This is a genomic window from Pleionea sediminis (assembly GCF_007570825.1).
In the GTDB taxonomy this organism is placed as follows: Bacteria; Pseudomonadota; Gammaproteobacteria; order Enterobacterales; family Kangiellaceae; genus Pleionea; species Pleionea sediminis.
Map to the genome: position 1 here is coordinate 33,371 of NZ_SUNB01000001.1, position 13,386 is coordinate 46,756.

The 13,386-nt window shown below is 41.6% G+C and carries 2 protein-coding genes (1 of these 2 running past the window's edge); both read right to left on the reverse strand.

Translation table 11 applies throughout. The features are described from left to right. On the reverse strand, window positions 1-11,996 hold the start of the coding sequence (locus FAX86_RS00020; protein ID WP_144391295.1) for an Ig-like domain-containing protein. Its footprint begins 29,626 nt before the window's first position; 11,996 of the gene's 41,622 nt are visible here — the first part of the coding sequence; it begins with the start codon at window positions 11,994-11,996; its stop codon lies beyond the left edge, outside the window. Between the two features lie 348 nt (window positions 11,997-12,344). Beyond that, the gene (gene pyrD / locus FAX86_RS00025) at window positions 12,345-13,382 is read right to left on the reverse strand and encodes a quinone-dependent dihydroorotate dehydrogenase (RefSeq protein WP_144391296.1); all 1,038 of its coding nucleotides are present in this window, start codon (window positions 13,380-13,382) and stop codon (window positions 12,345-12,347) included. Window positions 13,383-13,386: the final 4 nt, after the last annotated feature.

The following is a 13,386-nucleotide window of genomic DNA, read 5'->3' on the forward strand; positions in this document are numbered from 1 at the left end:
TTCAATAACGCAATACCATCAAAGCGACTCGCAACAACCAATAAATCATCTTGCTCCGCCATATATTGAACCGGATAATCAAACGGTAAATTCACGGTATTAATAAGACTGCGATCTTCTGGCTCGTCAGCGTCTCCTGGTAATGTAAGAACTCGATCGTAAACCAATAACAACGACATACCTTCATTCGGCGTCTCAATATTCGGGAAATGGTAACCCATCGCCGACACATACAAATGCTCTTTTGAAACTAGAAGTTTAACCGGTACAAGATCACTCGGCAGATTCGCATACCCAAGATTCAGCATCGGTGCGGCATTTTCTAAATCACCTTCTTCATAATGAATTAAAGAAATCCAGCCCGGCCCGTAAAAACGCTCGACTTCGCCAATGTCGAAAACATCTGCGGGTCGTTTGGACGCATTCAATAGCCCTTTACCTAATGCGTAAACCAAATTCAATTCGCTATCAGATGCTAAATCAACGACGATTCCCGGCGGCAACTTACCGGGATCGGGCACGTAGATATCTTCATCGGTTTCATATCGAATAATATCTTGTCGAGTGAAAGCTCTCTCCGTTTGTAAAATACGATTCGCTGTTAATCGACCGAAGAAAAGGGCTCGCGCTAAATAGGCTTTTCGGCCACGATCATCGGTTACCTCAATATCAACAAAACCTCTAAAGTCGTCGCCAAAATCAGGAACCACCCATTCCATTCGCTCGGCACTGTATAAGGTCAGTCGATCTTGATCGACGGTATCGACAATTGCATTGTCTGGATCACCAGAGCGGAAAGCTCTAAGCGTTAGTTTGGTATTAAATCCATAACCCACTATATCCACTTTATCATTCTCACCAGCCTGACTGATATTAACAACAGCCGGAGAAACAAAAGATAAACGCAATTGATCAACGTACTTAAATGCACCCAACACCGTTGTCGATAAATTATTATCGTTCGTAATGGTAACGGCAGCAGGTCCTGCATAATTGGGCACCGTCGTCGCAAAAATCTTCTCGTAGGGATCCTCCTGCGTTGCCGCTTCAATTTTTTCGATTGATAAACGTTGACCACCTAACTCGATCTTTGGCTGCTCGCCCAAATTAACACCTCGAATAACAATCGGTGTTCCACCCGAGATGTCCCCTTGATCAGGGAAAATGGAATGGAAGCGGGGTTCGCTGTCACTACCCGCAGAGGAAGTCGCAAAGTGCATCAGGTAATCGGACGACAAAGCAAAGCCGGTTAACGGACTCAATCCGGCTTTGATGCGAACATAATAATGCGTTCCCGGAGCCAACTCTTGACCCGCTTGAGGTTTAATTTCAATAAAGCGATAAGCCGGTTCATTATTTCGCTGTTTAAAGGAAACCGTAAATTGCCCAGTCACATCGGCGCCAATGGACGGATTATCTTTAATGACTTGAACGTAATTCAGGAGCGGCGTTTGCGGCGGTAATACTGACGATAACTCAACAACAATGCTATCAATGTCGGTCGCTACATTTAATGCATCTTGCTCAGGCGTATGACGCAACACCGTCAACGCCGGCATTTCTACAGACAAAATCCCTTCTTTACCACCAGAAATCTGTAATGCGCCTCGCGCAACAATCATGTTGCGAGCTCCAGGATTTTCATCGGTTGGAAGCGGATGAGTGATTACCGGTTTAGTATTATCGGACGTTGCATCATTTATGCTTCCCAAATCAATAATTTCGACAATACCTTCTGATGGATTGTCTTCTTGATCCGAATGATAAACGCTCACATAAGCAAAATTACCGACAACTGCCACATCATAAACACCATCAGAACGGAAATCTTCTCGTGAGGCTTGAATATCGATAGTCTTCGTCAATATTGGGTTGTATGGATCTGCGATATCAACAATATTCAATTGTGATACTTGCCCATCACCCGACATATTAGTCACAAATAATTTATTACCGAAAATTTCAATTCGATTCGCCACACCTAGCGTATCAAGAGTTGCCACAATCGGTAAGCTAGGCTGCGTTAAATCAGCTACAACGACACCCTCATAAGAAGCCGCGATAAACGCAAAATGTCCTGAAATTTTAACATCACGAGTAAATCCATTTGGTTTGATATAACCAATGTGGTATGGCGCATTCAGGTCACTTAAGTCAACAACTTGAACACCACCAAATCCATTAGCCACCAGCGCAATATTATCTTTTCGCGCTATTCCGTAAACATCTTTGTATGGCATGTCGACACGCCCAGTTAATAAATAAGGCAGTCCGAATTGTTCATCACCATTTCGTGTATTGAAAACAAGTAACTCACCGGAATCATTTTCCGAATAGATCTCACCTGTGTCTGCAAACTGTTCAATTTCATGCGCTAACAGTTTCACAAATTTCGGAGCACTAGCAAAATCACACTGTTTGATGCAGTTCATAACACCGGCTTTTGAAGCCAGAATAAACGCATCATCGGTGTGTAGATCAGTAATGGTCCCGTTAAATATTTCAGCAGCACCATTTAATAAACTAGAATAAATAAAGCGCTCACCGTTTTCTGTTGGCTCCGATTCATCAACCGCATCCGCTAAGAATATACCTGTCCAAGCACCCTCTCGACTACCCATCTCAGAATAGGTCGATAATGTGCTAAAGCCATATTCCACGGCCGTCGGACTTTGATTGGACCAAGCCCCAACCACTGCGCCATCTCGCACATTACTTTGGTATTGCGCAAGCGCCGAATAGTAAACGCTTTTCGACGATTGATGCACAGAAGCAGAACTTTGAGCCAATGGCTGGCTTGTTGGATCGGCAGGTAACCAATATCGACGTTCGCTAATATTGAGCCCTACTTCGTGAACCGTTTCTTGTGTCACTTGATGAACGGCGGTATCGACACGAGTTTCAACACGTAAACGTTCATTTTTGCCGCTGCCACGGAATAGAATATTACCATCGGAAAGATCGGCCCAATAAATGTAATAGAAATTATCGGGATCACTCACTGGTGTCGAATCACCCTCAGCTCTTTCATCGTTACGGAAAAGTTGAATAGTTCGCTCGGCTAATGTATTCCAATTACCCGCAGCATCTTGATATTCCCGAATCCACGTTTGATAAACTTCGCGCTCCATCTCAGAACCAATATCTTCAATACTCACCACAGCTCTAACGGTTTGCGCTGCCGTAATAATTTGATGGTTGAAAGGTTGCAATACACCAAGTTTTGGCTCAACGGTATCTTCAATAACACCCACTCGAACAACATTAGAATCCGCACTGTGTCCTGCGACATCGTAAGCCACGGCTTGAATCACGACACCTTCAACACCCTCTGGCGGAGTAATCACAGCGCGATATATTCTTTCAAGTGAATAACTGCCTGACGTATCACCGTATGATTCGTAAGCGGTATAAACTGGCGTATCATTCAGGTAGAAAACAACCCGATCAATGCCATTAGCGCCTAAATCATCACTGACTTCGGCGAATATTTCTATCGATTCACCTTTTATAATCACAGATTCGTCATTGTAAGGTTTAACAATTTGCACCGTGGGAGGTTCATCGGCGATAACGGTAAAGTTTCTAGCAGTTGATAATTCAGACTCATAACCATCCAAATCTATCGCTTTCGCTTTATAGCTAATGACATCACCAACCGATAATTGACGTGCATTCTCATTAAATTCAAATGGCGCAGCACTATCTTGATCAACCAACTCGTAATCATCATCAGTCTCAGGATTAATGGCTTTGAAAAGCTGAACGCGGTCGACACCCACTTCCGGATCCGATGCAATAACATTAATGACAAATTCTCTTTGTTCTGTCACCTCTTGAACATTACCGAGTAATGTACCTTGTGGATCGAGCATTTGGATCCGATCGACTTGCGGTTTAGAATTTCGGTTTAATTGAACAATTAACTTGTCGTCACCAACATTACCAGCACCATCATTTGCTTTGATAACAAATAACATTTGCAATGTCTGAGCATTCGAATTTTCATCACCCAAATATTCATTGATCGTTTTTAAAGGCAGACTTCCGCTGTAAGGAGGACTCATCATGAAACTTTGTTCATAAATTTCATCATCAGACAAGCTGTTATCACCGTTGGCATCAATACCCAGTAACGCTGTCGCACTTTGAACGCGCACAGTATCCGTTATGGAGGCTACAAACGGTAATGTCCCTCTTTCTACAACTTGAGTTCCATCACTGTCGGGTTGCTGAATAACAACTACGGGCGCTTCATTATCTTCTTCGATATGAAGCACAACCGAACGCGTCGTTGATACCGTTCTCGCTTCGCCATTCGTTCTAAATTCTGTGGCAGTCGCGGATAAGACAATGTCATTGCCCGCTTGACCGTATGGAATAGGTAATAAAAATTCAAAAGGCGCACGACTATCGGTTAATGAGCGCGAACCATCAATCAAACCTTCAACATTGAGAACCACATGTTCAATGCCAACATCATCAATCGCATTAATTTGAACCAATACATTAGAACCTTCTAAATGAGAGGATTGATCGGCAGGTAAACCAATGGCTACGGTTGGTGGTAAGTCTTCGACAATTTCTAAGTCTATTTCTTCTATAGCTCGATGCTGATCGGGATCGCCCGACTCAACACCATAGGTATCAATCGCTTCAACATAAAGATGTAATCGATTATTTCCTAAATTATTTGCATCGAAACCAGGAACATCAATTATAAAATTATAAGGAGGTTGACGTAGCAATCGATTGGCAATTTCTACATTCTCATCGCCATAAGTCGCTATTAAACGAACTTGTTGGATGCCCACATCATCAAATGCAGTTACCGAAATAGGTAGTTGAGTTGACTCAACCACTCGCTCACCATCTACAGGTTGCTTAATATCGATTACCGGCTTTTCATCGGCACGAATTGGGAAACTTATTTCAACGTCTTTTTGATTGCCATTGGCATCCGTTGCAACTAATTTAAACCAAACATCAAAACGTTCATCACCTGATAAATTTAACGTTGAGAATGTATTAATCAATTCCGATATTTTTGGAACATTAACCAGCTGATCATACAGTGGCGTATCGATATTCTCAGTTGAAATACTCAGAAAATCTTTCGCCGGAATTTGATCGATATTTCTAACGGGCAAGTCGTAGTCTAACTGTTCGTAAACAGTGTCAGAAACTCGCACCCCATAAGATTGATAAAGCTCCAACCGGTCGACTTTCACATTATCGAAAGCTCTAAACTGGACAGTAAAATCACTGCCTTCAACGGCTCCGAAGCCAGCATCGGGATCTGTAATTAATAAATCAGGAATAATATTATCGACGGCTCCAATGATATTGATTTCATCAAAACCTTCAGCATTATCACGATCTATTACTTTGGCACTTAAAGTATATGTTTGATTCTCTTCAATTAAAGAAGAAGGAAATTCTAAAACCCACTCCTTAACTTTGGCATAAGGACTGGAGCTTAACCCATATTGATCTGCAACCTGAACACCATATTTTTTCTCAAACTCATCGTAGATATCGTTAAAAGCTTGCTCGATAACATCTTCACCGCCAGCTCCTGAATTCGATTCTTCTCTTCCAACTTCATAGCCGTTCAAGTAAAAGCTAATATTTCTTGGGTTGAGTTCTCGGTCATCCGCTGCAGCAACAGCCACTTTAATTCTAAAAGTACCGCCAACAATAAACTGGCCATCAGATGGAACCGTAAAACGCACCGCAGGAACAACATTTGCTAAAGGATGAACAATAAATTCTCGACGAGTGATTTGTCCGGTATTATCGGTTAACTCCATCTCATACAAAGTACTGTTTACTTCATTAAATTGAATACTTGAAGTATCCGTCTCACGAAGGAGTGGTGACTCTGGGCAGCTGGTTCCATAAGTTCGCTCAATAACGGCCGTTTTAGATCCATCCGAATTAATTTGATAAATATTAAAACTCGAAATTTCCGCGTCGTCGGCAAGCTCCGAGGAGACAATAAAATTACCACCCGAACGAACCCAAAATTCACCATAATTGAGTCGCTCCAAATCGGTAATTAAACGGTCAGACTGAAAACTTTTCAGAGTTAAAATTGGTGCGTCATTATTATCAACAGGTACCTCAACGGATGACGAAGTTGAATTACCACTGGCGTCCGTTGCCACTATTGTAAAATCAACCGTTGCGCCCCCACGCAGATAATCAGGTAAATCATGAACAATTTTAAATTCATCTTGTTCATATAGCCCACCCAACTCACGAACTAACTCACCATTAATCAAAAGCTTTAGAGATTCAACTCGTCGACTGTTATCAGAGATTGTTCCAGTAATATTAATCCGCTGTGCGGCAACCACACTAACATCTGCCGAAGGTGCTCTAACTTCAAGAACAGGAGGCTCTTCATCTAAAGCAATAAGTCTTTGATTAATTTTTGCGATAGAGAGTTCACCACGTTCTTGAGTAAATCGATCGGAGACAACAGGATATATTGAAAGCTTTGTTGAATTACCAATAAAAGGTACGGGGGATAAATAACCTAATTGCAGTTCAAGCTCATCTTTAGCACTAAAATAACGTTCGTTCTCTGCAAATAAAAATGCCGTCTGCCCATTATTATTTTGATCAGCGAGCATCAAGTAAATTTTATACTTAGACTGATAAACAGCCTGACTAGAGTTACCCTGTTTGTACGACTTTATTTCATTTTGGTTCTTGGCAAATATACGTACACCTTTAATAAAGTCCTTTGGTGTTGAGCCACCCGTAAATTCAGGAATAATATCAATTGCCACCGTTTTGCCACTAAACAAACTATTGAGCATGACTCCAGTGAGTGACCCGATGCGCTCCTCTTTAAGTAAGGCAGTACATTGATTGTCACTATAATATTTGATGCGATAAGTAACGTTAGTACCATCATCAAAGTTAAAATGAAGATTATCTATATCAATACTAGGCTGAGGGTTAACCGTCAGATTACCATCATTAAAAGCAATGTAATCTTCATCATTTAATTTCAAAGCACCGTTTACACCAACACTCTCAGGATAATTCCATTCCGTAGCGTAATGAGAAGTGAGCCCGCTTTCGTGTTCGACACGAACCATAGTGGGTTGACGACTTACACCTGCCGTAGAATCAATAAAGGAATTATATACAGGGTAAAAGCGAACTCGTTCTTCAGGCTCAGTCCCTGCATAATCATCGGTTACAGAAAATGCTTGATAAGCGATACCTCCATTTACAACTTGATCTTCTGGCAATAAATTAATTACAGAGACTTTTGGTGGTTGATCACGTTCTATATGGATCACCCAAGACAAAATATTTTGATTACCGCTTGTGTCCGTTGCTTTAATAATGAGTGGCAAGTCCATACCCTCTTCAGGTATTGGATGGTAATCATTGAGGTCTATTGTGATAGGTTGTCCTATCGTGGTCTGATTAATAGAAACCAACTCATCATTTAATCCTGAATCACTGACTAGTGGTGTTTCTGAATCTGAGTTTACAAAGACAGCGTAACTTCCAATACCCATATTATCTTTTAGGTCAATCGAAACAGAAAGCACCTGTCTTTCAACAACATCCTTTTTTGGTGACTTAACAATAATTTCTGGCTTTTCTTTATCTTCAAGAATAGTCAAAGTTACTGAGTTAGAATCTGTTGAGTTAACTCCCTTATCGGTAGCAATAACTTTAAGCTCAAAACTTTCGCCAGCATTACTAATTAAACTTTTTGGTAGTTTAATTTGACCTTCAAAATCGGTGTAAAAACGAGTTGCAACAACAACTTCTCCAATAGTAACAGGGTCCGGAACCGTGACCGATTCTTCTCGATCGTCACGAATCAAAGTTTCCCAATTTAAATCAATAACTGTGCCGTCTTCCTTCTCTAAGACTGGACGAATTTCATCAATGATTAAGTTATCATTAGCCTCTCCAGTAACTTTAAATAATTTGCCCGGCAATAAAGAAAAATCTTGTTCTGGTGTTAACATCACAACGTTAGGACTTTCTTGATCGTCCAGTATTTCAATATCTACAATCGCCTCGCTACCTAATCCTGAATCATCGATCGCTTCCACGCCAATCTCTATAGTGCCATTTGCGTCGCGGCTGGGTACCACCATGCCATGAGACACATAATCGCCAGCTCTTAATTGATTACTATTTAACGTGTGTGAATAGATTTCACCAGCAATATCACTACGGATGAAAAACTTCATTGAATTCACGGCTGAATCATCAGTTGCAAGAGCAACTACAGTAAATTGCTCTCCTTCATATAGCCTCGAGCCATCGGCCGGTGAACGGATTGAGACCGTAGGGCCAACTTCACTTGCGACATCGTAACTGACGGTTCGTGTTTCTGTATTGCCAAAAGAGTCCAAAGTAAAAAGCTCAAAATCAATTTGCTCTACATTTTGAGGAATAGTCAGCTCAAATAGTCCCGTCTCATTTCTCTCAGACGGATTCAAATTAACTAGATTGGAACCTCCCGTCGAAATTCGAACGGTTTGTAAATCGGAATTGTCTCTTGCTAACCATGAAAAACTGTATTCACGCCCCGAATAAAGCAAAGTGGAAGGTAATGGATTATTGATCTCCGCATAAGGCGCATCATTATCCATCGCCAAGCTTGCCGAAGTTTCTTCATCATTTGAAACTTGAGCATTGGTATCGGACACTCGAACAACCGCGCGAATGTTAGATACTTCATTCGCTAAATTGAGTGAAGCCAAATCAAGATTAAATTGCGCACTTAAAGTGGGAGAAACGAGTAATCCCGTGCTCGTGTCTTTTGTCAAAGTCCGCAAGGGAGAAGTAGCATCTCCGATGTAAAATTCAACGGCCACACTCTCCACACCACGGTCATCAGTAGCGAATATATTTAGAGTTAATTCATCCTTTGTGTAATAACTTGAACGATTAAACTTTAACTCTTCAACAACGGGTCGTTGATCGGCAACGACTGCAATAATACGTTCTTCTTTTGAGAAATTACCAACTTCATCATAAACAGTGACGGATATCGGATAGGAATCGTATTCCGTATTAGCAAGGTTGGAAAATGAAGGAGCGGTCAACAAGCGAATCGCAGAAAAAGCATTAATTCCTCCGGGAATCGACTGCAGCTTGAAATCATCGCCAGTGATAACATCGTTAACATTTCCTGTTAACAGATAATCATTTCCTACTTTTCGTACACCGGTTAATTCGATTCTTGCAGCACCAACATTATCGTAACCTGCCGCTTTAATTACAACTTCACTGTTTTCTACCACTTGGCTTAAGTTATTACTCCCGCTCAAATCACTGAGCTCAGGTGAAACAATATTAAGAACGGGTTTATCTTCATCTTTACCCAAAGTTACCGTAGTGACCTGACTAAGCGCAGTTTGCTCTTTTGTATCGGTTACGACGGCATGCATGCTTAACCGCTGTTCTGTTGATGACAAAGTCTCCGTTTCATAGACAACAGAATAAGGCGCACGATAATCAGTGCCGATTAATCTTTCATTAACATAAAACTGAACTTGCTTAACACCAATATCATCAGAAGCTTCGGCTCGTAATTCGATAGGCAAGCCCGAAACCCAACTCGAACCTTCAACAGGGTGACTTAATGCAATGGTTGGTTTTTGATCGGCTTTTACGGGAACAGAAACCGGCTCAGATTCAGAAACGAGACCATGAAAGTCGACAACACGACCTTGAAAAACTAAAGACTCTCCTAAGTATTCTTCAATAATAGGGACAGAGAATTGTTTGGTGACTGAACGAACATCAAAATTGCCTTCGGCTATTTGTTCAGAATCTGAATGCTCACGCGTCGCGATAACTGTACCATTCTGCATCAATTGAATGCGTGTCCCCGCGGCTAAAGTATCGTCTGCCGCCGTCAAACGAACATTAAACGTTTGACCTATCGTTGCTATGGCGCCCTCTTGAGGAGAGGACACTGTAATACTGGGAAATTGGTTTTTTATAACACGAACTAATTTAGCGGGCGCATTTTCAGTTGCACCGCCAACATGCACACGCGCATAAACAGAGGCTGAAGTTTCATTGGTCGAAATGTTGGGTGCTTGACCATTAAATCGCCAAACTTCATACAAATATTCAACGACTGAACCATCGGCTTGTCGTTGTTCGCGAATATCGTAAGTCGCAAACAAAGAATCACCGACTTTATCACCGTCCCAGAAATATTCGACGTAGGTAATTCCTGAGCGCTTTATTAATTCTTCTGGCTTGCTTAGATCACCGAGATTAAAAGCTACTTGGTACAAAATAGGGCTGTTCTCAACATATCGCTGATTATCAACGGGTAGCTCAAAAGAATAATCGGGAAATACAGTATTATTCTCTGAAACAACTCTAACTGATTTCTCTTGTGATAAATTAGTTTGACCTAAAGTATCTTTAGCGATAGCTGAAAAAGACAGTTGTCGTCCCAGCATATCCTCAGTAATTGGAAATAAAATTTCGAAAGGAGTTTGCTTTCGAATACCAATGGTTGAGCCATCAACTTTGTAAGTGACCGATTCGATGCCAACATCATCACTGGTTTTTGCTTTGAGTTTTAATGTGGCTCCCGGAGAAATCTGAGAAGGAAGATCAAGTTCGATATTTGGCAATGCATCGCGCGCTACGACAGGTAAAGCGACGTTTAAATTGGATAAACCAATGAGTGAAATTGTCATGGTGATCGGCGAAGTGCCCGGAATTCGTGCCTTCGCTTCGATAGTTTTATCGCTCGATAAAACCAAAATTCCCTCGGCTAAATCAGGAAGACTGTATCGAATATCAAATTGAGTACCAATTTCAGCTTCGGATCCGTCATCAAACACCCCAACAACCGACGGTAAAGAAACGGGTTTATTCAAGGCGGGAATTTCAAAATTGTCACCCGAAGCGAAATCTTTTAACCGGATGGAAGATAATGTTTTCGTATAATCCACTTCTACAGGAATAAGCACGGGCGCAACGCCCGGATATCGAACCTCGACAGCGACATCCGTACCATTGGTTTCTTGAACAGGATATACCACGCCTGCAGCAGATACTTTGACATAATCTTCGTTGGTTGAAGAATAGGTTACACCGGTTCCCGGCCCAGGAAGGGGAGTTTCACCTCGAAATTCAAAAACCACCGAAGGAACGATGGTTGCTTTTTCGAGCGCATTAGTAAAAATAATATCATTGGGTATTGTTGATATTGAGACCACATTGTCGCTTATCTCGCTGCCGGTGAATGCGATCTTGGAAATTGAAGCTTGATTGCCAAAGGCGTCAACAGCATAAATATCCGACAAAACAATCGAGTCACGAGCTATCGCGTCAGCAGTTAATGCACTATTCACCGGAATACTTAATCGATAAATAGACTGACCTTCAACACCGGGGTAAACACGCTCAACCCCCTGGGATCTAGCAAATGCACTTTGTTTTGCTTGCTCAACAACACCACCCGCTTGGCGAAGTGCTGAAGCCCGTATGCCGGTTACAGAAAACCCGAGATAGCGAATGTCTTGATTGTCCTGAGCTTCAACTTCTATCGTAAGCAGTTGATTATCACCACTATTTGCAATCGATGCGCTTTTAAAGTCAAGTGTCGGGTTTTGAGTGTCTTGTTGAAAGGATTCGGTGTGAGTTTGAGTCGTTCCATCAGTAAAGTGGATGGTTGCACTGGGAGAAAGCTTAGATGCGCTGGAGTCTTCAATAACAAACTGGCAACCATTGGGTTGAGATGGTGATACCACAGAATCGTTGGAAGATAACGAATAGCTCCCATTTGCCGCATGATAGTCAATTTTACTAACCAGTTGGCAATCACTTAGCGTCAATACATAAGAATTCTTTAAAGAATCGACGGAAATTTTCTGATTAGCTCGAAAATCAACATCAACTTCAGCTAAAGCCAATGGAGACAAAGAGAGACTGAAGAGCGCAAAGAGCGCACCTACTCTATAAAAACGCATTCATTTATCCTTTTTATTTCAAGTAGTTAACCCATTCCTACTTGAATCAGAAGACTCATATTTCAAATTCAGATAAAACAAAAGGAGCTAATAATGATCTGCCCCAAGAATATAAGGATGCGAGATACTACAGTATCGTAGAGATATATTCTAGTTCATAAAACAACCTGACGTGGAAATTTATGAGATGACTAAAACTATAGCAGGTCAATTCCAGTTGATAAGAATTCCCTATATTCAATTTTTTGCTCTACTGCATCGACAGTGTATTTATACCAGCAAAATCGCAGCCGGCAATTTAATGGCTAAGATTCTACGAATCAAGCCCTGTAAAAACTGAATTGCGATTTATCGCCTTTTGAAATGAATTTGGGCTGCTTTTGCAACGTCCTCTATCAAACGAGGCCCTTTGAAAATAAATCCACTATACAATTGCACCAAACTGGCTCCGGCAGCAAATTTACCGATCGCGGTCTCTTTATCATAGATTCCACCGACACCAATGAGCGGAATTCGACCAGACAAGGCTTGATTCATTTTGCTTAAAACTTCGGTGCTAAACGCTTCCAGTGGGCGCCCACTTAAGCCACCCGCCTCTTTTGCTAAGGGCTCGCCCGCTATAGCATCACGTGAAACCGTTGTATTCGTTGCAATGATCCCATCAATTTTATGTGTCAAAAAACTGTCTGACACTTGCTCTATTTCAGCATCACTTAAGTCTGGCGCTATTTTAACCAGAACAGGGACTTGTTTAGTGTACTTGTTCTGTAACTCTGACTGCTTTTGCTTGATTGAACGAAGTAATTCATTGAGCACCTCGCCAAATTGCATATCACGAAGCCCAGGTGTGTTAGGAGAGGAAATATTGATCGTGATGTAATCAGAATGCGGGAAGACCTTTTCCATGCCAATTATATAATCTTCCGCCGCTCGCTCTTCAGGCGTGTCTTTATTTTTGCCTAAATTGATACCGAGTACGCCATCAAAATTTGAACGCTTTACGTTTTCCACCAAATTATCAACGCCCAGATTATTAAAGCCCATTCGATTAATAATGGCTTCGGACTTTTCAAGACGAAATAAACGAGGTTTAGGATTTCCAGGCTGGGGTTTGGGCGTCACCGTCCCCACCTCAATAAACCCAAACCCGAGTGCTCCAAGCGCATCAATATACGCGGCATCTTTATCTAAACCAGCCGCTAAACCGACACGATTAGGAAAAGTTAACCCCCACAACTCACAAGGATCATCAACTCGTGTTTGATTGAGTAAAAAACGAAAGGGAGAGTCTTCTAGTTTTTTCATAAAACCTAAAGACCAATCATGAGATTTTTCAGGCTCCATGGAAAAGAGAAGCTTTCGTATTACAGGATATAAAAAATGCATAATT

Excerpts from the sequence above, each read along its gene's own strand:
- pyrD (WP_144391296.1), bottom strand. The coding sequence starts at position 13,382 with ATGCATTTTTTATATCCTGTAATACGAAAGCTTCTCTTTTCCATGGAG.